This window comes from Micromonospora sp. AMSO1212t (assembly GCF_008868145.1).
GTDB classification, from domain to species: domain Bacteria; phylum Actinomycetota; class Actinomycetes; order Mycobacteriales; family Micromonosporaceae; genus Micromonospora; species Micromonospora tulbaghiae.
In genome coordinates, this window is the sequence record NZ_WBKS01000001.1 from 105272 (window position 1) to 131135 (window position 25864).

The window sequence follows — 25864 nt, forward strand, 5'->3', positions numbered from 1 at the left end:
GAGTCCTCTCAGGTGCCGTTGTGCGAGCCGGCCGACTGTCGCCGCGGGTGGGAGTGTCCCGTCACGGAGTCCGGGGCGGCCGGAAGGAAGTGCAGGTCGAGAAGGGAGGCGGTCCCGCCGTTCGACGGCGGCGGGGCGGACGCCGGCGCGCGGTCGAGCCAGTGGCGGCGCCGCTGGAACTCCGGCGGCGGCAGCGGCGTCCGGGTCACGGCCGCTCCGGCGCGGTCCGCCGGGTCGAAGGCGGTGGCGATCAGGTGGGCGTTGGTCCCGCCGAGGCCGAAGGCGCTGACCCCTGCCGATCGCCGGGCGCCGGCCGGGAAGGGCCGGGCCTCGGTGTTGGGGAAGAACGGCGAGGCGCCGAAGTCGAAGCGGGGGTTCGGCACGTCGCAGAAGAGCGTCGGTGGGATCGTGCCGTGCTCCAACGACAGGATCACCTTGATCAGGCCGGCGATGCCGGCCGCGCTGAGCAGGTGACCGATGTTGGACTTGACGCTGCCGATGGCGCAGAAGCCGCTGCGGGTGGTGGCTTCCCGGTAGACGTCGGTGAGCGCCCGCAGCTCGATCGGATCGCCGATCATGGTCGCCGTGCCGTGCGCCTCGATCATCGCGATGTCGTCGGGCCGCCGGCCGCTGACCGTCAGGGCCCGGCGTACGACGGCGGCCTGAGCGGCCGGGTTCGGTGTGGTCAGGCCCATCGTCCGGCCGTCGTTGTTGACCGCGACGCCGTCGATGACGGCGTGGACGCGGTCACCGGCGGCGATCGCCGCGGCCAGCGGTCGCAGCAGCAGCACCCCGCAGCCCTCACCGGGCACGAACCCGTCGGCGTGCTCGTCGAACGTGCGGCACCGGCCCGACGGCGACAACGCCCGGGCGGCGCTGAACTCCAGATAGGGCTCCTCGTCGAGCAGGACGTCGACGCCCCCGGCGAGGGCGAACTCCGACTCGCCGGACAGGAGGCTCTGCACGGCCAGGTGCACCCCGACCAGCGCCGAGGAGCAGGCACTGTCGACCACGAGGTTGGGACCGCGCAGGTCGAACTGGTGGGCCACCCGCGCGGCGATGAAGTTCTGGTCGCCGCCGAGGCCGCCGCCGCTGCCGTACCGCCGCCGGTAGCCGGACATCCGGGCGCCGACGAAGACGCCGACGTCGCGGCCCTGCAACTCGGCCTCCGGATAGCCGGCGTCCCGCAGGCACGCCACGGTGCCCTCCATGAACAGCCGGATGGCCGGGTCGAGGTGGCGGGCCTCGTCGGCGGTCATGCCGAAGTAGTCCGGGTCGAAGTCCTCGATGCCGTCGAGGAAGCCGCCCCACCGGCTGATGCTGTGCCCGGGCGCCGACGTGGGCCGGTACAGCGACGTCACGTCCCAGCGCGCCGGCGGCACCTCGTCGACCGCGCATCGGCCGGCCAGCAGGTTGTCCCAGAAGGTGGCGGTGTCCGGCGCGCCCGGGAACCGGCAGGCCATCCCGACGACGGCTATCCGGCGGTCCGCCGGGGCGGGCGCGGCGCTCGGCACCGCGACGGCCGGGCCGGTGGCGACGGCGGCCGGCGCGGCGGGGGTCAGGGTGGCGAGGTACGCGGCCAGCCGTTCCAGCGTGTCGTGGTCGAGCAGGGTGCTCGGCTCCAGGCGGCGGGCCAGTCGGTCCTCCAGCCGCTCCAGCAGTTCCCCGAGCATGATCGACTCGACACCCAGCTCGTCGAAGGGCGTGGCGGGATCCAGGTCGGACGGCGCCGTGCCCAGCACCGCGCAGAACAGGCCGGTGAGCCACTGCGGCACGGGTGACGCGTCCGCCGTACCGGAAGCCGGCGGCGCGGTCGCCGGGGGCGCCGCGGCCGGTGACCCGGCGGCGGTACGGGCGCCGATCAGGTCGAGCGGGTCGAAGCCGGGTACGCGGCCCCGCCAGGGCAGCAGCACCGTGGCCGGCGGCAGGGCGAGGACCTGTTCCAGCACCGCCAGCCCGTCCTCCTCGCTGAGCGCATGCAGCCCGGCCCGCTCGCAGGCCCGCGCCGCGGCGGGGCCGGACGCGCTACCGGTCCAGGCCGGCCAGTCGACGGACCGGAACCACGGGCGGCCGGACCGGACCTGATATCCGGCGTAGAGGTCGAGGAAGGCGTTCGCGGCGGCGTAGTCGGCCATCCCGGCGCCCAGGGCGGGCACGCTCGCCGACACGGACGAGAAGAGCACGAAGAACGACGGCTCGTCGGCGGCGCACAGCTCGGCAAGCACCTCCAGGCCGTCCACCTTGGGTTCGGCGACCGCCCGGATGTCCGCGAGGTCACGACGGCCGAGCGACACGGCGCCGCGTGAGCCGGTGCCCGCGCAGTGCACGACGCCGCCGATCGGTCCGAGAGTCGCCCGTACCTCGTCGAGGAAGGCGGCGAGCCGGGTCCGCTCGGCGAGCGAGCCGGAGAAGACCGCCACCCGGGCCCCGGAGTGTTCCAGCTCGCGCAGGTGCGCCACCGCCTCGCCGGTCGCCGCGTCGGCCGGGTGGTCCCACCGCTCCCGGGGTGGAAGGGCACGCCGCCCGGTCACGACGAGGTTGCGCGCGCCCAGCCGGACGAGCCGCCGGGCCGCCGCGGCACCCAGGCCCCGGGTTCCCCCGGTGACCACGTACACCCGGTCCGGGTCGAGGCGCGGCGGGGACACGGCCGGCTCCAGCCGGAGGACGCCCGGGACGTACCGGACACCCGCCCGGTACGCGACCTCTGTGGACGCGTCCGCCGCGGCCCACTCGGCGACGATCTGGGCCGCCGCCTCGTGACCGGTGCCGTCCAGGTCGACGGTGGAGGCGGACACCGTGGGGTACTCGGCGCCGAGCACCCGCACGAAGCCGGTCAGGCGGGCGCCGGCCCGCCGGGGTTCGGCGCCGGGCAGGTCCTGGAGCCCTCGGGTGACGTGCACGATCCGCAGGTCCACGCCGGGCCTGCTGTCGACGAGGTGCTGCACCATCGCCAGGCGGCCGGCCCACCCGTCGTCGTCCGGGCCGTCGTCCACGTCGCACAGGTCGATCCATCCGCGCACGTCCGGCCGCCGGCCGAGGATGTCGTGGACGTTCCCCGGAATCGCGTCGCCGGAGTCGCCGCCGGGCCCGCCGACGGCCACCAGGACCGTCCGGTCCCGGCCGAGCAGGCCGGCCAGCTCCGCGGCGAGGCGGGCGGACGGGGCCCGGTGCAGGCAGATCACGGTGCCGGCACCCGGATCCTCCCCGGGCGGCGCGGCGACGGGCTGCCAGGTCCGGCCGTACAGCGGCACCGCGGGCGCGGCGCGGGGCGGGACGGCGGGCGTGGCGGCGGCCTCCGGAAGCCAGCACCGGACGGTCGCGAACGGGTACGAGGGCAACGCGACCAGGCGCCGCCCGGACGGGTGCAGCCGAGCCCAGTCGACGTCCGCTCCGCGTACCCACTGCTGTGCCAGCGTCGGCAGCGGCACCTCCGCCGGGTCGGGCCCGACGCGAAGCGGCGCCGCTCCGGCCGGAGCCCGGCCCCGCAGCACGCCCGTCGCGTCACCGGCGAGGAAGCGTTCCAGCTGCGCGGCGAGGTCGGCGACGTCGGCGGCGATCACGGCGAGACGCTCGCGCAGCGGCTCGCGACCCACCTGGAGCGTGTGGGCGATGTCGGCCAGCCGTCCGGAACTCGCGGCGTCGCCGGCCGTCGCGCGTGCCAGCAGCCACCGGGCCAGCCGGCTCGGGTCGGCGGCGTCCGGCGCACCGTCCGGCAGGCGCCCGGCGGCGATGCCGGCCAGCTCGCGCAGCAGCACGCCGTCGGCCGGCGCCGGGTCCGCGGCGCGCAGGAACCGCACCAGGCGGTCGGCCACCGCCCGCAGCCGTTCCTCGTCGCGGGCGGACAGCACCACGAGCTGGGGGCCGGCCGCGTCGGTGGCGGCGGCGGGCACGTCGTCGTACGCCTCGACGACGACGTGGGCGTTGCTCCCGCCGGCGCCGAACGCGCTGATCCCCGCGCGGCGCGGCACCGGCCGGCCGGCGCGGTCGGTACGGCCGTCCGGCCAGTCGGCTGCCGTCCGCTGCACGGCGAACGGGACGTGGTCCCAGTCGATGCCCGGGTTCAGCTCGGTGGCGTGCAGCGACGGCGCGATCCGGCCGTGCCGCATCTGGAGCACGACCTTCGTCAGGCCGGCGATGCCCGCCGCCGCCTCGAGATGACCGATCGTGGACTTCACCGAGCCGATCGGGACCGAACCGGCGGGGAGGTCGCCGTACGCGCGGCTGAGCCCGGCGATCTCGATCGGGTCGCCCAGAGCGGTGCCGGTGCCGTGTGCCTCGACGTAACCGATCGTCGCGGGGTCGACGCCCGCCCGGTCCAGCGCCGCCCGGATCAGGTCGCCCTGTGCGACGGGGTCCGGCACCAGGTAGCCGTTGCTGCGGCCGCCGTGGTTGACAGCGGTCGCCCGGATGACGGCGTGGATCCGGTCACCGTCCGCGACGGCCCGGCGCAGCGGTTTGAGCAGCACCGCGCCGACGCCCTCCCCCGGTGTGAACCCGTCACCGCCGGCGCCGAAGGCGCGGCAGCGGTGGTCGCCGGAGGTCATGCCCATCCGTCGCTGCTGGCGGAACTTGTTCGGGTGCAGCGAGAGGTTGACCCCGCCGGCCAGTGCCACCTCGCACTCGCCGGCCCGCAGGCTCTGCACGGCCAGGTGCACAGCGGTCAGCGACGAGGAGCACATGGTGTCGACGGCGAGGCTCGGACCGTGCAGGTCGAAGGCGTACGACACCCGGTTGGCGATGCCCGCGACGGTCGAGCCCGCGTCGACCGGCGGGCCCGCCAGGCTCTGCTCGACGCCGAAGAACGGGTACTCGTTGTGCATGACACCGACGAACACACCGACCCGCGAGCCGTGCCGGGCGCGCAGCCGGGAACGCGGGTAACCGGCGTCGTCCAGCGTCTCCCAGGCGGTCTGGAGGAACAGCCGCTCCTGCGGGTCCATCAGGTCGGCGTCACGCGGCGTGATGCCGAACAGCAGCGGGTCGAAACGGTCCACGCCGTCGAGGAAGCCGCCCCGCATGAGGTCGACCGGCCACCCGGGCCGGGCTCGCTCGGCCGGCAGCGCACCGACGCAGTCCAGTCCGTCGGCCAGCACCTGCCAGAACCGGTCGAGGTCGGGCGCCTGCGGATAGCGTCCGGCCAGCCCGATGATCGCGATGTCGTCGGAGCCCGGCGCGGCCACCGGCTCCGGCACCGGCGGGGCCGCGGACACGGCCGGTGGTACGGCGGACGCGGCCGGCCGGGCGGCGGACGGGGCGCGCGCGGCCAGATGGCCGGCCACGCCGGCGAGGTCCCGGTGCTCGAAGAACAGGGTCCGCGAGGTCTCGCCGAAGTCCCGCTCCAGGTGGGCGTTGAGCTCGGTGACCAGGTACGACGTCAGGCCGTAGTGCTCCAGCGGCACGGTGGGCCGCACCTGCTCCAGCGGTATGCCGCTGACCTGCGCGAGCCGCTGCCGCAGCAGCTCCTCGATCCGGGTGTGGTCCACGGTGAGCGCGGGCGGCGCGGAGGCGGGCTCCGGCCGCTCGAACGGCGCGGACGGCAGCGGCACCCGCCGGGCGCCGGCCGGGACCAGCGGGTGCAGGTCCACGTCCTCGCCGCTCAGCCACCGGTCCACCGCGTCGGGCGGGTCCGCCGGGGTCCGGCGCAGGGCGGGATGGGGCGCGTCACGGACGAACGCGCCGAGGGCGTCGACGAGGGTGGCCAGGTCGGCGCAGCGGACGGCGAGCCGGTGCGGCCGGTCGCGGCGACCGGCCAGCAGGGTCCGGGCGACGTCGGCGAGCGCAGGCTCGTCCGGCGTACCGGTCACCCGTAGCAGGCGCTCGTGCAGGCGCCGGGCGTACTCCCGCAACGCGTCCGGGCCGGCCGCGGACAGGACGACCGGCTGGTCCTCGCCGGAGCGGGGCGTGGCGGCGACCGGGTCGGGCGCCCGCAGCACCGCGTGCGCGGAGGAACCGGTCGCGCCGATCGCGTTGACCAGGATGCGGCGCGGCGTGCCCGCCGGCCAGTCCTCGGTGTGCCGCACCAGCCGCACCGGCAGGCTGTCCCACGACACGAGCGGGTTCACCCGGTCGGCGACCGCGGTGGCGGCGAGCCGGTCGTGGCGCAGTTGCAGGAGCGCCTTGGTGAGCTGGGACAGCCCGGAGGCGGCCTCCAGGTGCCCGATGGCGGACTTGATCGTGCCGGCCGGCACCGCCGCCGGCAGCGGCTCACGGGCCAGGACCCGGCCCAGCGCCTCCAGCTCCGCGGCGTCGGTCATCGCCGCCCCGGCGGCCGCGCACTCGACGTACCCGATGTCGGCGCCGGTGCGCCCGGCGTCGGCCAGTACGGCGGTCATGGCGTCCCCGAGCGAGTCCGCGGACGGCGCGCCGAAGCGGCCGGTGTGGCCGCCGTGGCCCGCCCAGGTTCCTTCGATGACGCCGTGCACGGTGTTCCCGTCCCGGCCGGCGTCGGCCAGCGGCCGCAGCAGCACCGCGCCGACGCCTTCGCCGGGCGACCAGCCGGCGTGCTCGGCGGAGAAGGCGCCGGGGGCGCCGCCGTCGGTGAGCAGGTCCAGACCGGCCAGTAGTTCCAGGTGGTACGGGTGGGTGAAGAGGTTGGCCGCGCCGACCACGGCCGCGTCGCACTCGCCCCGACGCAGGCTCTGCACGGCCAGGTGCAGGGCGGTCAGCGACGACGAGCAGGACGTGTTGACGGCCAGGCTGGGACCGGCGAGACCGAAGTGGTGGGAGATGCGGTTCGGGATGTCCGAGGCGACCGCGGAGGTCCGGGTGCGGCCGGTCGCCCGCAGTTCGTCGGCGCCCACGTGCTGGTGGTCGTGCCACATCAGGGCGACGAAGACGCCGATGCGCGGCGCGGTACGGCGCAGGTCCGCCGGTGTGTGGCCGGCGTTGTCGAAGCACTCCGCCACCACCTCCAGCAACTGCCGCAGCTGCGGGTCGAGGGTGCGGGCCTCGGCCGGCGAGATGTGGAAGGCCAGGCTGTCGAAGCCCTCCACGTCGGGAAGGAAACCGCCGGGCACGGGCGGCGCGTCCGCCGGACGCGGCCGGTGCGCGATGCCGGCCCGGTGGGCCGGCGGCGCCGCGATCGACACCCGGCCGGCGGCCAGGTTGTCCCACAGCCGCTCCGGGTCGGGGGCGTCCGGATAGCGTCCGGACACGCCGACGACGGCGATCTCCGGGCCCGGCCCGGCCGGTACGGCGGGCGAGGGCTGCGGCGCGCAGAACGCCGGGCGGCCGCCCTCGGCGGTGGCGGTGGGTGTGATGTCCACCGGGCCGGCCAGGAACGCCTGGAGGAACAGGTGACCGTCGTCGAGCCGCAGAGCGGTGCGGACCGGGTCGGGAGCGACCCCGCCGATCGGGCACAGGCCGATGCCGGTGGCCGGCTGCGCCATCATCAGCAGTTGACCGAGATACCCCGCCTCCAGCGCGAGGAACCGGTCGGTGTCCTCGCCGTAGAGCGGTTCGACGGCCGGACGGCGGCCGACGAGGTAGATCTCGAACGCGGCGCGGTCGGCCAGCGGACGGTTGTAGTGGAAGTGCGCGGCCCGGCCCGGGCCGGCCGGTCCGATCAGGCGCAGGGCGTGCTCGACCGGGTGGTAGTAGTAGGCGCCCGGCTCGACCCCGGCCACGCCGCCGGGATGCACGACCAGGTGGACCTGGACCGCGTACGTGTCGCCGGCCGAGGGGTAGAGCGCCCGGGTCCGTTCTCCGGTCTCGACGGTGCGCAACAGGCTGAGCAGGCGGGCGAACGCGTCGTGCGGCACCGGGCCGGACCGGAACTCGCGACGGCTCTGCCGCCACCGGTAGTGCTCGTCGGCCGGCCGCAGGTCGGGCAGCGCCCGGCGTACGTCGCCCGCTTCCGGCGGGCGCAGGTGCGCGCGGGTGGCCTTGAACGCCGCGCGACTGCCGGCGTCGAAGAAGTCCAGGCGCTCGGCGACGTCCGGCTCGGGCGGGGCGACCGGTGCGGTGGCCGCGACCGGCTCCGGCGCGGTGGCCGGAGCGGCGGCCGTCCCCTCGGCCGCGACCGGCCCGTCGGCCCCGGAATCAGGTACGGGGGTGGCCGCGCCGAGGCGTGGCGCCAGATGCCGCGCCATGCCCGTGGCGGTGGGTTCGGAGAGCAGGACCGACACCGGGATCCGCTCCCGGTAGCGGCGTTGCAGGGCACCGGAGACCTGCACCATGGTGAAGGACGTCGCGCCCAGGTCCCACAGGTCCGACTCGACGTCGACGTGCGCGACGCCGAGCCGTTCGGCGAACATGGCCGCGATCTCGGCGGCGAGGTCGGGCACCCGGATCCTGCCGGCCGTCTCCGGCACCGCCTCGGCCGTCTCCGGCACCGCCTCGGCCGTCGCCGAAACCGCCTCGGACGGCAGGTCCGGCGCCGCCTCGGGCGTCCCGGTGCCCGAGGGTGCCGGTGACGCCGGAGCCACGCCGGACTCGACCGGCCACGGCAGCGCCGCCCGGTCGAGCTTGCCGTTCGAGGTGGCCGGGAACTCGCCGACGAAGACGACGACGTTCGGCACCATGTAGTCGGGCAGCGCCTCGGCGGCGTACGCGCGCAGGTCACGCACGGCCGGCGTGGCGCCCGGGCGGGGGATGACGTAGGCGACCAGCTTGTTGTCCCCGGCGGCGTCGCTCCGGGCGAGCACCACGACGTCGTGGACGGTCTCGTGCGAGCGCAGGCGGTGCTCCACCTCGCCCAGCTCCACCCGGAATCCGCGGATCTTGACCTGGTGGTCGGAGCGGCCGAGGAAGCACATCGTCCCGTCCGGGAAGTAGGACGCCAGGTCGCCGGTGCGGTACATCAGCTCGCCGGGCGTACGGGCGAACGGGTCCGCGACGAAGCGTTCCGCGGTCAGCCCGGGCCGGCGCCAGTACCCGGCGCTGAGGCAGTCCCCGGCGATGTAGAGATCGCCCGCCACGCCGACCGGGCACGGCTCCAGGTCGTCGTCGAGGATGTAGTAGCGCGAGTTGTCGATCGGGCGGCCGTACGGGATGCTGCGCCAGCGCGGATCGACGAACCCGATGCGGAAGTAGTTCGACCACACCGTGGCCTCGGTGGCCCCGCCCAGACTGACCAGGTGCGCGTTCGGGAACACGTCGCGGACCTGGTCGGGCAGGGTCAGCGGGGTGTAGTCACCACTGAGGAAGACCAGCCGCAGGTCGGTGGCGCCGGGGTCACCGACGCGCGCGGGCAGCAGTGGCGCGAGCTGGTGCAGCGTGGTCGGCGCGGAGTTCCAGAAGGTCACCGGCTCGTCGAGCAGCACGTCGAGCAGCAGTTCCGGGTCCTTCTGCTGGGCATCGTCGGCGACGTAGAGGCCGGCGCCGCGCCCGAGCAGCCCGAGGATGTCGAAGACCGACAGGTCGAAGCCGAGGGACGTGACCGACAGCCCGAGATCACGCTCGTCGAAGGCGAAGGTCCGGTACGCCCAGTTGAGCAGGTTCAGCACCGCGCGGTGCGCGACCGCCACCCCTTTCGGCCGGCCCGTGCTGCCCGAGGTGTAGATGACGTACGCGATGTCGTCCGGCCCGCTGACCGGTGGCGGATCCGTACGTGTCTCCGGCGGGCCGGCCGCGGGCGCCTCCGGGTCGACGCGCCGCACCTGGTCCGGCAGGTTCCAGCCCTCGGTGGCGGACCCGGTCAGCAGGAACGCGGCACCGGCGTCGGCCAGCATGAACCCGGCCCGCTCCGACGGCAGTCCCGGCTCGACGGGCAGATAGATGCCACCGGCCTTGAGCACCCCGAGGACGGCCGCGATCATGCCGGGGCCACGCCGCAGGGCGATGCCGACCACGGTGCCGGGGCCCGCGCCGAGGTCTCGCAGCCGCCAGGCGATCGCGTTCGCGTCCCGGTTCAGCTCGCCGTAGCTGAGCGTGCCGGTGGTGGACCGCACCGCGACGGCGTCCGGGCGACGACGGGCCTGCTCCTCGAACAGCAGGTGCGCCGGACCGTCGGCGACGTACGGGACCGAGGTGTCGTTCCAGGCGTACACGACGGTGTCCCGGTCCACGGTGGCCGCCGGCGCGGCGGCGGCCGTGACGAGTTCGGCGATGCCGCGCCGGTATCCGGCGAAGAGCCGGTCGGCGGACCCCTCGGCGAAGTCGGCGTCGACGACGTCCCAGAAGAAGCTGAGCCGGTCGCCGTCGTCGACGGCGTTGCTGTCCAGAGACACGTCCGGGGTGCAGGTGAGCCACGGTCCGGCGGTGACGCCGCCGGGCAGCGGGTGATCGGCCAGTTCCAGGACGGACGTGTAGACGACAGGCAGCGCGAAGGGACGTGACCTCCGCTGCCGCATCACGATCCGGCGCAGCTCGGCCAGGCCGCTCAGCGCGGGCGCCTGCGCGTCCGCCCGGATCTGCGCCTGCGCGTCCCGCGCGAGCGCGATCAGGGCGCGGTCGTCTCCCGGCGTCACGGTCAGCCAGCTCAGGGCGGTGAACTCCCCCGGCCGGTACGGCTCGGCCTCCTCGGTCCAGCGCACCACCGGCACGGTGAACGGCTCCTCGAACTCCGTTGCCAGCGCGCGCGTCAACGCCGCCACGAGCAGCGCGTCCGGCGTCACGCCCTGCGCGGCGGCCCAGGCCCGCACCGACCGCCACCCGTCGACGTGGCCCTGGAGGCGACGGCGGCGGCGGTCCGCCGCGTCCGGGGCGACCGGCAGCGCCGGACCGGGCGGCAGCTGCGCGAACCGCCGCTGCCAGTACGCCGGCCAGTGGCCGTCCCCCGCCGGCGGCTGCCGCTCCCCCTGCGCCCGGAGGTACTCCTCGGCCGGTACGGGCGGCGTCGGCGACGCGTCCGGGTCGGCGTAGCACCGCAGCAGCTCACGGAACAGCACGTGCATGCTGCGCCCGTCGAGCAGCACGAGGTCGAGGGCGAGGTGCAGCGAGGCCCGGCCCGGCGCGGTACGCGTCACGCGCAGTTCGCACTGCGGCGCGCGGCCGAGCGGGAAGGCCGTCCGTACCATCTCCCGCGCCATCGCCGCGTGGACCGCCTCGGGATCCGGCTCACCGCTCAGGTCGATGTCCGGGATCCACCACCAGCGTGGCGGCCGGGCGCTGACGTGCAGGTGCCCGTCGAGGGCGAGCACGCTGCGCAGCGGGTCGTACGCCGCCACCAGGCGCAGCCAGGCGGCCTCCAGACGGTCGAGGTCGAGGTCCTCGACATCGAAGCGGTGATAGACCTGGCAGCCGTTCCACGGCGCGCCGCCGTCGGTGGCCCGGGACACGTAGTAGGCCATCTGAAGCTCGTTGAGCGGCCGGACCTCGACGTCGTCCCCGTCGTCGACCGCCTCCAGCGCGGTGCGGAAGGCGCAGAACAGCGTCTCCGGCAGCCCGGCCGGCAACCGGCCGGCGGCGATGTCCCACCGCAGGCGCAGCTCACCGTCCTGCTCCCACATCTGGTGGTCCAGGACGACACCCGACGTACGGCTGGAGGCGTGGGTCACCGCGGCGGCGAAACCGTGGGGGTCCGGCGCGGGGCCCACGTCGAGCAGGCTGGTGAAGACGACCGGCAACGCCACGTCGGCGGCGGTGCGGTCGCGGCGCCGGCGCTCCCGCAGGGCCGTGACCCCGGAGACGGTCCGGTGTCCCAGGTCCGTCCAGAGCTGCTCGTGCACGGCGCGTACCGCATCGCCGAACGGCAGGTCGGTCATGGCCCCGGTCACGAACACGCTGGTGTCGGTGAACGGCCCGATCAGCTTGTCGGCGTCCCGGGGCAGCTGCGGCCGGCTGCTGGTGGTCAGCACCAGCGAGAACGAGGTGCGACCGGCGTGCCGGGCCAGTGTCTCGGAGAACAAGGTCAGGACCAGGGCCGTCGCGGAGACCCCCAGGCTGTCGGCCCGGGCGCGCAGCACCCGCCACTGCCTGGCGCCCACGCGACCGGTCAGCACCCGGCGGGTGGCCAGGTTCTCCCGCGCCGGTCGCAGGCCGGCCAGCGGTCCGGGCGGCAGGTCGCGCAGCCGGTCGGTCCAGTACTCCAGATCCGCGCGGTAGGCGTCGGTGTCCTGCTGCTCCGCGAGCGCCAGCAGCGCGTCGCGAGCGGTGAACGCGGCCGCCGGCAGGTCCGCCGCGGGGTCGGCGTAGCAGCGACCCCAGTGGTCCAGCAGCAGTGCCATGCCGTGCCCGTCGACGAGCATCGCGTCGATCGCGACGTGCACGGTGGCCACGCCGTCCGGGCCCGGTGTGATCTCGACGGCGTGCATCGGCCGGTCGCCGGGCTCGAACCGGAGGGCGCCGAGGCGGTCACGGACGGCCGCGACCCGCTCGGCGTACGCGGTGGCGGTGGGCTGTGCCGGGTGCACCACCACGGCGGACGGCGGCACGTCCTCGGTACATCGCTGCCGGCCGTCCGCCTCGACCACCATGCGGAGCATGTCGTGGTGGGCCACGACCCGCGCCCACGCCGCGCCGAGCCGGCCGGTGTCGGCGTCCGGCACGACGAACTCGCGGTAGAGGTGGCAGCCGACCGGGTCGTCGGTCAGGTCGGGGTCCTTGCCGAAGACGTACGCCTCCTGCAGCGGCGTCAGGTCGAAGGGCTGCCACCGGTCGGCGGGCCGGGCGGTGAGCGGACTGAGCGCGCCGGCCGCATCCGGTCCGGTCCCGGCGGCGGTGACGAGCTCCAGCAGGTCGGCCGGGGTGGTGCCGGGCCTGAGGCGCTCCATCGGAACCTCGACGCCGAAGGCCACCTGTAGTTCGAGCACCAGCCGTGCCGTGGCGACGGAGCTCAGGCCCGCCGCCCGCAGCGGGACGCCCCAGGCCGGCGGGGGTCCGTCCGGCAGCACCGCCGCGAGGACCTCGGTCAGTCGCGCCGCCGCCGGTCCGCCGGGTCCGTCGCCGGGTCCGGCCGGAGCCTGCCGATCGTGTGCCCCACCGCGTGGTTCCACTTCTCCTCCTGTACGAGGAAAGAGCACGTCCCGCATGCGGCGCAGAGCCGGCCCGCGGTTCGTGTGACGCCACTTCCGACGCTGGTCAGGGACGCTAATCACGACGACGGCGCCCGGCTGCTCATAACTGAGCAACCGGGCGCCGGGGGTGTTCAGCAGGTCAGCGGCCCGCTTCGGGGGCGGTGGCGTACATGCCCCAGTGCTGCGGGGTGAGGGCGGTGTCGGTCATCGAGCCCTGGACGAACATCCGGGCCCAGCTGCCACCGCCCCGCTCCGGCTCGATGCGCTGGCGGAAGAAGATGTCGCGCACGCTCGCGTCCCGCACGTGCAGCTCGAGCAGCCGCTGGTAGGTGGCCAACGACTTGAGGTGGATCAGCCAGTGGATCCGGTCCTGCGTGCCGAACGCCTCCTCGTACAGGAAGGCGGTGGCCTCCCCCGGCAGGTTGCGGTTGATGGCGTCGGCGGCCTCCCGGGCGAACTGCCGGGCCTCCGAGCGGAAGTCGTAGACGATCTCCGCGGTCCGGTGGATGACGATCCCGGCGTTCGCCGAGTGCATGATCTGGTCCGCCGGGATGTCGGTCTGTGCCTGCGCGCCGGGCAGGGTGCTGTTGCCCTGGGAGCGAAAGACCTCGCTGTGCTCCTCGGCGCCGTGCTCGGTGCGGGTGCCGTACATCCCCCAGAACTGGGGCAGCAGCACCGTCTCGCGCAGGCTGCCGTCCAGGAACAGGCGGGCCCAGGTCCCGCCGCCCTTCTCCTCGGGGATGTAGTTGCGGGAGAAGGTGTTGCGGTACGACTCGTCGCTGTCGCCCATGTGCACGAGCGTCTCGTACTGGTCCATCGACGACATGTGGATGAACCAGTGGATCCGGTCCTTGACGCCGAACGTCTCCTCGTACACGAACGCGCTGGCCACTCCGACCTGCTTCGTGTTGATGTACTCGGCGATCTCCCGGGCGAAGGTGCGCCCCTCGGAGCGGAACTCGTTGCGCAGCTGGCCGACCCGCTCGACGATCATGCCGGAGTTGGCGGAGTGGAGGATCTCGTGCGGGCTCAGCGACGTCTGGTGCTGCGCCGAGGGAATGGGGGGCGGACTCTGGTCGGTCATCCTGTCGCTCCTTCGGTGAACTGGTGGTACCGGGTGCCCAGCAGGGCGGCGGCGCCCTCCATGAGGCGCTCGGCGATGACGTCGACGTGCCGATCGCGCCAGTCGGCCAGATCCGTGCCGTCGACGAAGCGGTTGAAGGCACCGATGGCGGGGCCGGTGTGGATCTGGAAGTTGACACGCTCGTCCAGGACCCCGCGCAGCGCCATCCGGCTGGAGTGGACGAAGTACCAGCGGAACACCAGGGCCATCCGGTGCTTCTCCTGCCGGTTCGCCCGTGGGATCTGCTCGGGGTGCCGCCGTTGCAGATAGCGCCGCGTCTCGTCCCACACCTCGTCGAAGGACCGGCGGAAGTAGGTGTCCTCGATGGTGCGGCGGGTCCGCGCGTCGATGTCGCCGAGCGACTCGTGCTGGCGGTACAGCTGGTAGAGCCGGTTCGCGCGGGCCGGGAAGAGGGTGCCCTTGCGCACCACCTGCACCCGTGCGCCGAGTTCGAACATGTCGCCGGCCGGCGCGTACGTGGTGTCCTGCACGTCGAGCGTGGCGAGGATGTCCTTGACCGCCGGTGACGTTCCGGCCTGCGGGCTGCACTGGTTGACCGACCCGGTGACGACGAACTCGGCGCCCAGCGTGAACGCCGCGGCGACCGCCTCCGGTGCGCCCAGGCCGCCCGCCGCGCCGATGCGGGGCCGTTCCGGGTAGCGGTACTCGGCGACGACCCGATCACGCAGCCGGGACATGGTCGGCAGCAGTGTCAGCGCCACCCCGGCGTCGGTGTGCCCGCCGGAGTCCGACTCGACGCAGACGTCCGCGCTGACCGGCAGCTCACGGGCCACGTCGGCCTCGGCGGTGGTCAGCCGGCCGTCGTCCACCAGCCGTCGCAGCAGCGACTCCTCCGGCGGGCGGAGGAACTTCTCGGCGACCTCCGGGCGGGACACCTTCGCCAGGACGTTGCGGACCGCCACCGGCCGGCCGTGGGCGTCGCGGTGGGCGCCGGCGAACCGGGCGTGCACGAGCGGCGCGGTGATCCCGGTGTAGCCGGCGGCCTCGACGAACCGCACGCCGTGGCGCACGTAGAGGGCGGCCACCGCGGCCTCGTGGTCGGGGTCGTCCACGGCGTGCAGCAGGTTGGCGCCGTACGGGCCACCGCGCCCCAGCTCGCGGCCGAGGACACCCAGCGCGTCGTCGATCTCGTCGAGGGTGAGGCCACCGGCGCCGAAGAATCCGAGCAGACCGGCCCGGCCCATCCGGAGCACCAGGTCGACCGAGCCGATGCCCTGGTACATGGAGCCGCTCAGATAGGCGTACCGGACGCCGTAGGCGCGGCGGAACGCCGCGGAGCCGAGCAGTTCCGCGCGCACCGGCCGGGGTACGGCCGGCGGCCCCGCGACAGCGGCCGGCGACATCGGAGCCGTGGGTGCCGTGGGCGCCGGGGCCGAGGGCGCCGGGGCCGTGGCGACGCGTGCCGGAGGACCGGCGGCGGGCGCGGCGGCGGGGACCGTCTCGGCGGTGCGCCAGATCCGGCTGAGCACGGTGCCCGGGCCCAGCTCGGCCACGCCGGTGACGCCGTGCTCCCGCAGCCACCGCACCGTGTCCCACCACCGCACCGCACTGCGGATCTGGCGGCCGAGCAGGTCGGCCACCGCGCCCGGCGGGTACGGCCGGGCGGTGACGTTCGAGATCACCGGCAGGCGTGGCTCGCGGAACGTCACACCGGTGAGCACCCGGGCGAACCGGGCCGCCGCGTCGGCCATGTAGCGGGAGTGGAACGGCGCGCTCACGTTGAGCGGCACGCACCGCACCCCGGCACGTCCGGCGAGCCGGTCGGCCGCCACCCGCAACGCCGGTTGCGGCCCGGAGATCACCACCTGGGCGGGCTCGTTGTGGTTGGCGACGTCGAGGACCCGCAGCGCGTCCTCGGCGAGTTCCGCCGCGAGCTGCTCCATCGGGAGCCCGATGACGGCCATCATCCCGCCGCCGGTCACCTCGCCCATCAGCCGGCCGCGCTCGTGCACCAGACGCAGCCCGGTGTCGAAGTCGAAGCAGCCGGCGGCGAAGAGTGCGCCGTACTCGCCGAGGCTGTGGCCGGCGACGACGTCGGGGGCCCCGCCGTCGTCGACGCGCGCGAGATAGGTGAGGGCGTGCACCACGAACAGCGCCGGCTGGGCGTACCGCGTGTCCCGCAGCCGGCGGTCCGGATCCCGCTCGCACAGCTCCCGTACGGAGTACCCGAGCAGTTCGTCCGCGCGGCGTACCAGGTCGGGGTACCGGGCCAGGACGTCCGCTCCCATCCCGCGTGCCTGCGATCCCTGCCCCGGGAACAGCCAGGCGTCCATGCGCGTGCCTCCTCAGCTCTCCCAGGGGAACTTCCCGTGCGCGGCGAAGTCGGCGATGCGCCGCCGTACCGGCGCCGACGACATGAGCCGGCCGAACTCCCGCACCGCTGCCGCCTCGGTCTGCTCGGAGATGATCCACAGCTGGTCGAAGTAGCGTTTGGTGTCGGCCACCGTCGCCCCGTCGATCCGCGACGCCCGCATCAGCAGCCGGCGCAGCGCGGCGTCCGGGTCGTCGGTGACCTCGTCGACCAGGCCGCTGCGGGCGGCCTGCTCCGCGCCCACCGGGTGGGTGCCCAGGGTCATCGCGTACGCCTTCTGGAACCCGACGCGCCGGATCAGGAACGGGAGCACGCAGCACGGCAGCAGGCCCCACAGCGCCTCCGGCAGGCTGAACCGGCTGCGCGGGGTGGCGTACACGAAGTCGCTGGCGGCGGCGATGCCGACGCCGCCACCGGCAGCCGTGCCGTCCACCTGGGACACCACGACGCGGCCGATGGTCGTGAGGCGCCGGAGCAGGCCGAGGAACTCCCGGGCGCCGTTCTCCGCCAGCTCGTCGGTGCCGGCTCCGGCCGTCCCCGCCTCGGCCAGGTCCATGCCCATCGAGAAGATCCCGGCCTCGCCCCTGATCACGACGAGGCGGCAGGTCGGCGACTGCTCCGCCCGGTCCAGCGCGTGGTGCAGGTCGGCGAGCAGCGCGGAGGTGATGCTGTTCTGCCGGTCCGGGCGGTTCAGGACGACGGTGAGCACCGCCGCCGACTCGGAGAGCCGGACGGTCCGGCCGGGCATCGTCGCTGCCACCGGCCGCGTCAGCGGCCGGTGCGGGCGGTGTGCGGCACCAGCACCGTGTCGTTGATGGATCCCTCGACGAACATCCGGCCCCACGTGCCGCCGCCCTTGTGCGGTGCGACGAACTGCTTGTCGAGCAGCGCGCGGAAATCGTCGTCGGTCTCGGCGAGCCGCATCAGGTGCCGGTACGCGTCCAGCGTCCGCAGGTGGATCAGCCAGTGGATCCGGTCCTGGCGTCCCCAGGTCTCCTCGTACAGGAAGATGGTGGCCTCGCCGGCGAGCGTGCGGTTGATGTGCTCCTGCCACTCGTACGCGAACTGCCGGCCCTCCTTGCGCATCTCGTACTTCACCTGCGCCCGGCGGTGCACGATCGCGCAGGCGTTGGCGGAGTGCAGCATCCGGTCGGCGGGCTGGTCCGTCTGGTGGTGTGCGGGCGCGGCGAACAGGCCGTCCAGATCGTCGTCCTCGTCGGCGTGGGTGAGCCCGTGCTGCGGCACGATGACGGTCTCCTGGAACGTCGCCTCGCCGAACATGCGTTCCCAGTTGCCGCCGCCGCGGTCGGTGAGGCGGTCGCCCTGGGCGATCTCCTTGAAGTCGCTGTCGTGCTCGACCATCTCGAGCAGCCGGCCGTAGTCGTTGGGCGCCCGCATGTGGATGAGCCAGTGCAGCCGCTCCTGCCGGCCGAACACCTCCTCGTACACGAACGCCGTCGCGTACGGGTGCAGCACCTGGTTGTTGTGCTGCTGAAGGCTCCGGGCGAACTCGCGGGCCTCGTCGCGGAACTCGTACGCCACCTGGCCGACGCGGTGGATGATGAGACCGGCGTTGCCGGAGTGCAGGATCTCGTCGGGCGCGGTCGTCGTCTGGTGCTGCGCCGGCAGCAGGAACGACCAGGGGTCGGATTTCGCGGATGTCGGGCGCGACGTGATGGTCACCGGCATTCCCTTCGTTACGGCCGAGGGCGACTACGGCGGGACTTGGTGCGGCGTGTGGACGCTAACCGCGGACCGGGACCGGCACTGCTCAACGTTGTGCAGGACGGGTGGCGCGGTCACATCAGCTTCTGCACATAGCCGGTGAGAAGCTCCTCGTGCACCAGCAGGTACGACTCGCGGGTGCGGCGCACGAAGCCCGCGTCGTGGAACCGCTTGAGGAAGTAGCCGACGCGTGACCGGGTGGTGCCCACCATCCAGGCCAGTTCCTCCTGCGAGATGCGCTCGACGATGCACAGGTACTCGCCCTGCCGCTTGCCGAGCTTGCGGGCCAGTCGTAGCAGGATCGTGGCCAGCCGCTGCTCGCTGTCCATCGTCACCAGCGTGGTGATGATCTGCTGCTGCTCGGACAGCCGGCCGGTCAGGTGCCGGATGAAGGCGCCCTGCAACCCGGCCTCGGCCACCGCCTCGAGCAGCCTCGTCTTGGGGATGCGCCGCAGCGCCACCGGGGTCATCGCGGTGGCGGTCTCGATCCGGTTCTCACGCAGGATGCACAGCTCGCCGAAGACGTCCCCGTCGGTGTAGACCGACAGCAGGCAGCGCTTGCCGTCGCGGGACAGGCTGACGGTGCGGACCTGGCCGCTCTCGACCAGGTAGATGTTGCCGTCGCGTTCACCGCAGTTGTAGATGTGCGAGTGCTTCGGCACGCGCATCGTCGTGGCGCTGAGCGCCCGGTCCTGCACCAGGTAGCGCAACTGCTCGCCGAGCGACAGCAGACCGCGCGACATGGCACAGCCTCCCTCCTGGTCGGCCCGTGACTCCTGGTTCTCGGTGCGATGCCGTTCGGCCGTCATGACGCCTCCCTGACGAACGAGGCCGCGAGTTCGAGCAACTCGGGCCGGCCTTCGAACAGCGAGAGATGGTCGCCGGTCGGGGCGACGTGCAGGCGGGCGCCGGGTATCGCGGCGGCGACGCGACGTGAGCCCTCCGGGTGGGCGGTGGCGTCGTCCTCACTCGTGACCACGAGCGTGCGGATCCCGCTCACGGCGGGCAGGCAGGCTCGCGCGTCCGTCCCCATGATCGCCCCGTTGAGCCGGCAGTACCGCTTCAGCAGACGCGGGGTGGCGTACGGGTAGAGCACCAGATGCGCCAGCCCGGGCGGCGTGCCGCGCAGCATGGACCCGCTCATCACCGCGAACATGGACTCGGCCGACACCCGGCCGTCGGCTGTCATGTCCAGCAGAGCACGCAGGTTGCGCTGGTGCTCCGTGCGCGGGCAGTCCGGGCCCAGCTCGTAGTCGCCGTGCCAGAGACTCATCGACGCGACCCGCCCGGGGTGGTCGGCGGCGAACGCGAGGGAGACCACCGCGCCGCCGCACAGACCGACCAGGTGTGCCCGGCTCACGCCGAAGTGCTCCGTCACCGCCAGGACGTCCGCGGCCTGGGCCGGCACGCCGGTGGCGCCGGAGAAGCCGTCGATGTCGCCGAAGAGCCCCCGGGTGTCGTGGGTGAGGACGTAGTGGTCGCGGGCCAGGCGACGCAGCCACGGCTCGCACAGCTTCGCCGGCATCCCGCAGGCGGACACCACGACGACGGCTTCCGCCGCCGGCCGGCCGAGCGCGCGGGCCTGGAGCAGGGTGCCGTCGACGGCCGGCACCGGCGTGACCGGGTACCGCTCGTCGAAGCTGTCCGCGACGGCGGCGGCGACGGCCTCGTCGACGTCGTCCAGCGCGTCCTCGCCACCCGCCGCCTCGGCGGCGGCGCGCAGCCGGTCGCTGACCACCCGCGCGAACGGGTCGAGGTCGGCCGCCGCGGCGGACGGCCGTACGTCGAACGGCGGCGCCCCCAGCCGCCGCCGCACCGCGTCGAGCAGTGCGGCGGAGCAGTCGGCGGCGATCGGGACGGGGCTCGGAAGCACATTGATCAACGGTGTGACGTCCAGTACGGCCGTGGCGAGCCGCCACACGGCCCGGGCTCGGGGTGGGAGCACGTGCCTCCTGACGAAGTGCGGTTCGGGGCAGGATGCGGCCCGGGGCCGGAGGGCTACCGCCGCGTGAAGGCGTGTCCCCGGGTCGTCTCCGTGGACAGCCGGTTGAAGCCGTACCGGTCCTCGCCGCGGACCAGGACCGCGCCGTACCGGTCGAGGCTGACCCGTCCGCCGTACTCCTCGATCTCGGTCGTGTCGGGGTAGACGCGGACGCTCGTCGGCACGTAGCGGGCGGCGAAGCCGAGACGCATCTCGTCGGTCCGGCCGCTGTGCGGCACCGACGCGTGCATGAGCGTGGACCAGAACAGGATCGCCTGGCCCGGCCGCATCACCATGGACACCGCTTTCGACTCGTCCGGCTTGAAGTCCGGGTCCTTCTGGAGTTCCCGATAGTCGTAGCCGAAGAAGCCGCGCCGGACCCCGTCCTTGTCGGCCTGGTTGATCCGGTCGGGCTCGTAGTGCATCTTCTTGGTCTCGTCGTAGTTCATCTGCTGATGCGTGCCCGGGATGAACTGGAGACAGCCGTTCTCCTCGTTCGCCTCGGTGAACGCGGTCCAGACGGTGATCGTGCCGCCGAACTCCTTGACCTCGTCCGGCCAGAGGATCTGCGGCTTGCCGGAGGCGTTGGCGAAGGTGTCCGCCTGGTGCCAGTCGGTGCCCTCGTCACCCGGGTACTTGGGGAAGAACTCGGTCCGCCAGCACAGCAGGTCCGGGCCGAGAACGCTGGCGACCCGGTCGACGATCTGCGGGCGGCTGATGTGGTCGGCGAGGAACGAAGAGTCGAGGTGGCGGTCGTAGTTGGAGATGTTGGTGTTGCCGGACTGCGCCGCCTCGTCCTGGTACACGGCCTTGCTGCGATCGAGCAGCTGGAGCCGCTCACGCCGCCAGGCGGCCTTCATCTCCTCGATCTCGTAGACCTGGAACGGTCCGAAGAAGCCGTTGGCTCGGAAGCCGGCCAGCTCGTCGGGGCTGAGGGAGAAGTCCTGCTTCGGGATGGTGGTCATGGGACTCCAATCGTGGGCGGAGCGGCTGCCGATGCGGACGGTGACTCAGACGGCGACACGGACGCCCTCGTTCGAACCGGCTGTCACACACGCGGCCAGCGTCTCGAGCGTGGCCGAGCCGTCGAGTTCAGCTCCGGTGAGCGAGAGGCCGAAGCGTTCGTTTATGGCCGCGATGATGCGGACGAAGGCCAGCGAGGTGACCCGGGCGTCGAACAGGTCCTCGTCGGCGCGCAGACCGCCGCGGCCGAGGATCTCCTCGACGATCGCGGTGACGACCACGAGCGGGTAGCCGGTGTCACCGGCGGCGTCGGGCACGCGGGAGTCCGTCGCGGCCCGGCTGGTCATCGCCCACAGCGCCTCGTGGTCGGCCTTGCCCTGCGGGGTGAGCGGCACCTCGTCCACCACGTGCACGGCCGAGGGCCGCAGGTGGGCCGGCAGCCGCTCGGCGGCGAGGCCGGTCAGTTCCGCCGCCAGCGATCCGGACCGCTCGGCGCCGGGCGCCGGCACGACGTACGCCACCAGCCGGACGTCCCCGTCACCGTGGTCCCGCGTCGTCACCAGCGCGCCGGAGACCGCCGGGTGGGCGGCCAGGACCGCCTCGACCTCCCCCGGTTCGATCCGGTAACCGCTGACCTTGAGCTGGTCGTCCGACCGGCCGAGATAGACCAGCTCGCCGTCGGCCCGGCGGACCGCCCGGTCGCCGGAGCGGTACCACCGCACGCCCTCCGGGTCGGTCACGAACCGCTCCGCGGTGAGCTGCGGCCGGCCGAGGTAGCCGCGTGCCACGCCGGGCCCGGCGACCTCGATGTCGCCGGGCACGCCGTCGGGTACGACAGCGCCCGTCTCGTCGCACAGCCGGATCCGGAGGTCCGCGATCGGCACGCCGATCGGGCTGACTCCCGGGTCGGCCAGGTCCGCCGAGCGGATGCGCCGGTGCGTGACGTGCACGGTGGTCTCGGTGATGCCGTACATGTTGATCAGTTCGGGGCGGTCGTCGCCGTGCCGGGCGATCCACGGCCGGAGCATCGCGACGTCCAGGCGTTCGCCGCCCAGCACGACGTACCGCAGGTCCGGAAAGCCGCCGGCGGCCCCGGCGGCGTCGGCGGCGATGAGCTGCCGGAACGCCGAGGGAGTCTGGCTGAGCACCGTGACGCGCTGCTCGCGCAGCAGCGTGAGCAGGCGGGCCGGCGCGCGGCGGGCGCCGGCGGGCACGACGACCAGGCGGCCGCCGTGCAGCAGCGCTCCCCAGATCTCCCAGACCGAGAAGTCGAAGCTCCCGGAGTGGAACATCGTCCACACGTCCCGCTCGTCGCACGACACCACCGGCGCGAGCTGCTCGAACAGCCTGATCACGTTGCCGTGCTCGACCATGACCCCCTTCGGCTCACCCGTCGAGCCGGAGGTGTAGATCACGTACGCGAGGTCGGATCGCCCGACGGCCGGCGCCGGTGAGGCGTCCGGCTGCTGCGGCGCGGCGTCGACGAGTTCCACGGCGGCCGACGACGGCAACCGATCGCGGAGGGCACCGGCCGTGACGGTGGTCGTCACGGCGCTGTCGCGCAGCAGGTACTCGATCCGGGTCGCCGGGTAGGCGGGGTCGATCGGCACGTAGGCGCCCCCGGCCGAAAGGATGCCCAGCATGCCGGCGACGAGATCCGGGCCGGGTTCGAGGCAGAGCCCGACGAACGACCCCGGGCCGATCCCGGCCGCACGCAACCGCAGGGCGAGGTGCTCGGCACGCTCCCGCAGCCCGCCGTAGGTGATCGCCTCGTCGCCGGCGACGACGGCGATCCGGTCGGGGTCGTGGATCGCTCGCGCCTGAAAGATCTCATGCAGAGAGTCGCCAAGCACCATTTCTGTCCCTTCCATCCGGTCGGTCACGAGACGGGCATGAACAGCACGAAGTTCTCCGACACCGAACCGCCGGCGCGACCCGCCCCATTACGCGTAGCAAATTTCCACGCCTTTACGACAGTTCCGCGCCGGGCATTCGCTGCAATGGGCACGTTCCCACTCCCCGATCCGACACCGTCTCACCTCGGCGGATTTGCGCCCGTCGGCACGCCGCCGATGCCGGTCACCGTATCGGCGGGCCACCAAACGTGCCTGCTCAATAGTGAGCAGGCACGCCCCGTGACCAGGGAATTGCCCGGTAAAGGCGGGAACCGCGCATCGGTCCACTCTTGGGCGTGGTCGTCCGCCGGAGCCGGGCACGCCGTCCCATGGCGGCGTCGCGCGTGCCGCGGGCCGCGCGACGGCCGGCCACGGTGTCGGGTCAGGGCCGCCTCACACGCCCGCGTGGGCGGCGAGCCGCCGCTCGTTGATCAGGATGAAGGCGCCCCGGGGCGACTCGAGATAGCCGAGCCGGTGGAACTTCTTGAGGAAGTGGCCGATCCGCGAACGGGTGGTGCCGACGAGACCGGACAGCTCGTCCTGGGTGATCCGCTCGTCGAGTCGCAGGCCCGCTTCCGTCCGGTGGCCCAGCTTACGGGCCAGTTGCAGGAGGGTCGCGGCGAGCCGCTGCTCACTGTTCATGGTGACCAGGTTGGTGATCGCCTGCTGCTGCTCGGACATCCGCTCGGCCAGGCACATGACGACACGCTCCATCATCATGTCGTCGGTGACGGCCGACAGCAGGTCGGCCGAGCGGATCCGCCAGACCAGCGCACTGCGCATGGCGGTCGCCGTCTCGTTGCGCACCCCCGGCACCAGACACGCCTCGCCGAGAACCTCACCGGGACCGTGGATCGCCAGCAGGCACTGGCGCCCGTCCCTCGAGAATGTCGAGGTCTTGAGATATCCGCATTGAATGACATAGATAGAGTTGTCGAATTCGCCGGAGTTGTAGAGATGCTCACGCCGCGTCATGCGACGAAGCACACCCGGCAAATTCCGATTAACACTCGACCTCAGCAGAACCTCTCCCAATCCAGCATGATCCGCCGCCTCGAATCTCACCGAATATCCCTCCCCAGGATTAACCGCGCGAGCTTCCTCACAGGACTGCCGAGGTGCCAGAGACCCTACGACACGTACGCAAACACTGCGAGAGGACCGCCCCAACACCGACCGCCATGTTTCATCGACCGAACGGCTGCTGGACAATCGGTCCAGCACAATGCATCGTTATCAATCGGGCGTGGTTCCCGAATCGGACGAGTCGCAAATGGCAGACCTGCGGGCCCCCGGCCGCCGCCGGTGCTCAATCTTGCGCAGTGCGTCCCACCAGGGCCTGCCTACCCTCACGCCGTCGACGGACGGGTCCGGCGGGGAGGCGGGTGGCACCGTGGGCAGTGGCACGTCAGACCGGAGTCGCCTCGGCCCGCCGCCGCGTCTCACCACTGTGCCGGAGCTGCTGCGGGTCCGCGCCGCCGCCACGCCCGCCCGGACGGCGATCAGCGTCGACGGCACGCGCGAGCTGACCTTCGCGGAGTGGGCGACCCGGTCCGACGGCATGGCCCGCACGCTGGTCGACTGTGGCATCCGGCCAGGTGACCGGGTCGCGCTGCGGTTCGGCGGCGCCGACTGGATCGCCTACGCCCTCGCCTGGATGGCGGTCCTCAAGGCCGGCGGCGCGGCCGTGCACCTGTCCGACCGGATGACCGCCGCCCAGCTCACGTACCGATCGGACCGGGCCGAGGCCATCGCGATGATCGATCCGGCCGGCCTGCGGCCCACCGCCCGCGGCACCTGCCGGTCCGTACCGACGGACCGGCTGCACGCCGGCCGCGGCGTCCCGCCCGGTGTGCCGGTCGGGCCCGCGGACGTGTCGGACATCGCGTTCACCTCGGGGACCACGAGCGGGCCGCGGGCGATCGCGGTGCCGCACGGCAACCTCACGTACGGCCGCGGTCAGGCGCCCGACATCCGGCTGTTTCCCACCGAGTCGCTGTTCCTGAGCGCCTGGGTCACCGGCACCAACGCGAGCCAGGCGACGCTGCTGGGCGCCCTGACCGCCGGCCCCGCCGTGCTGGCCCTGTCCCACCTCGACCCGGAACACGTCGCCGGGACCCTGGCCCGGCACGGTGTCGGAGCGGTGAACCTGCCGCCGGCACTCGCCGCGCGGATGGCCCGGGCCGAGGTGGGCCGCCGGCACGACCTCTCCGGTGTCCGCGCGGTCAACACGGGCTCGGCACCGATCCCCCCGGTGATACGGGCCAGGACCGCCGCGTTGTTCCCGGCGGCGACCGTGAACATCATGTACTCGTCGGCGGAGGCGTCGCCCGCCTACACCGCCGTCGCCCTGCCGCCCTGGTCGGAGCACCGGGACGCCCGGACCTACGACCGGCAGCCGTACGCCGGGTCGGTCGGCCGTCCAGGTCCCGGCACCGACGTCCGCATCGCCGGCGCCGACGGGACGCCTCAGCCGGCGGGCGCGATCGGCGAGATCATGCTCCGCTCGCCCGCGCCGCCCCGGCGCTACGACCGCGACCCCGACGGCCGCGCCTTCGCCGACGGGTGGGTGCGCACCGGCGACCTGGGGCACGTCGACGAGGACGGCCACCTCCACATCTTCGACCGCATCGGCGACCTGGTGGTGCGCCACGGCCGGAGGATCTCGACCCAGGCGGTGGAGGCGGCCCTGCACCGCCACCCGGGAGTCGTCGAGGCGGCCGTCTACGGGTGCCCGGATCCGGTGGCGGGCGAACGGCTGACAGCGGCCGTCGCCGCCGAGCCCGGCGTCGACGCCGACGAGGTGCGGGCCTTCCTCGACGGCCGGCTCGACGAACCGGACCGGCCCGACGTCGTCCGGGTGGTCGGCGCACTGCCCAGGAACCTGATGGACAAGGTGGTCAAGCGCGAGCTCCGCGACCGCCGCGCGTGACGCGCGGCCGATGTCAC

The 25864-nt window shown here is 73.6% G+C and carries 11 protein-coding genes; 1 reads left to right on the plus strand and 10 read right to left on the minus strand.

Going from position 1 to position 25864, the window contains the following annotated elements; translation table 11 throughout:
- Positions 1-8 precede the first annotated feature (8 nt).
- The 10 genes from F8279_RS00300 to F8279_RS00345 form a co-directional block, all read right to left on the minus strand.
- A complete protein-coding gene (locus F8279_RS00300; RefSeq protein WP_225853054.1) occupies positions 9-12875 on the minus strand; it encodes a non-ribosomal peptide synthetase in 12867 nt (4288 codons plus the stop codon).
- A 160-nt stretch (positions 12876-13035) separates the two neighbouring features.
- Positions 13036-13980, minus strand: coding sequence for a DUF6039 family protein (locus F8279_RS00305; protein WP_091416421.1), 945 nt, complete (start codon positions 13978-13980; stop codon positions 13036-13038).
- Entirely contained in the window at positions 13977-16313 is a 2337-nt protein-coding gene (gene fabD, locus F8279_RS00310) for an ACP S-malonyltransferase (protein WP_151498722.1), read from the minus strand. Before fabD ends, F8279_RS00305 begins: the two co-directional genes overlap by 4 nt.
- Before the next feature lie 12 nt (positions 16314-16325).
- Positions 16326-17099 carry an enoyl-CoA hydratase-related protein gene (locus tag F8279_RS00315; RefSeq protein WP_091416413.1) on the minus strand — a complete coding sequence of 258 codons (774 nt, stop codon included), beginning with the start codon at positions 17097-17099 and terminating at the stop codon, positions 16326-16328.
- A 20-nt stretch (positions 17100-17119) separates the two neighbouring features.
- On the minus strand, positions 17120-18034 hold the full coding sequence (locus tag F8279_RS00320; protein ID WP_225853055.1) for a DUF6039 family protein: 915 nt from the start codon (positions 18032-18034) through the stop codon (positions 17120-17122).
- A gap of 116 nt (positions 18035-18150) precedes the next feature.
- A complete protein-coding gene (locus F8279_RS00325) occupies positions 18151-18885 on the minus strand; it encodes a Crp/Fnr family transcriptional regulator (RefSeq protein ID WP_208576406.1) in 735 nt (244 codons plus the stop codon).
- Positions 18882-20021 (minus strand): alpha/beta fold hydrolase, encoded by a 1140-nt coding sequence (locus tag F8279_RS00330; RefSeq protein WP_139135434.1) that lies wholly within the window; start codon positions 20019-20021, stop codon positions 18882-18884. The genes F8279_RS00325 and F8279_RS00330 overlap by 4 nt, the downstream gene beginning before the upstream one ends.
- A 53-nt stretch (positions 20022-20074) precedes the next feature.
- Entirely contained in the window at positions 20075-21022 is a 948-nt protein-coding gene (locus F8279_RS00335; protein ID WP_091416403.1) for a chlorinating enzyme, read from the minus strand.
- A 45-nt stretch (positions 21023-21067) separates the two neighbouring features.
- The gene (locus F8279_RS00340) at positions 21068-22873 is read right to left on the minus strand and encodes an amino acid adenylation domain-containing protein (protein ID WP_175438653.1); all 1806 of its coding nucleotides are present in this window, start codon (positions 22871-22873) and stop codon (positions 21068-21070) included.
- 435 nt (positions 22874-23308) lie between these two features.
- Entirely contained in the window at positions 23309-23890 is a 582-nt protein-coding gene (locus tag F8279_RS00345) for a Crp/Fnr family transcriptional regulator (RefSeq protein WP_091416396.1), read from the minus strand.
- Between the two features lie 418 nt (positions 23891-24308).
- On the opposite strand from F8279_RS00345, the gene F8279_RS00350 reads away from it, so the two are divergent.
- Positions 24309-25847 (plus strand): class I adenylate-forming enzyme family protein, encoded by a 1539-nt coding sequence (locus F8279_RS00350; protein WP_175438652.1) that lies wholly within the window; start codon positions 24309-24311, stop codon positions 25845-25847.
- The last annotated feature ends 17 nt before the right edge of the window (positions 25848-25864 follow it).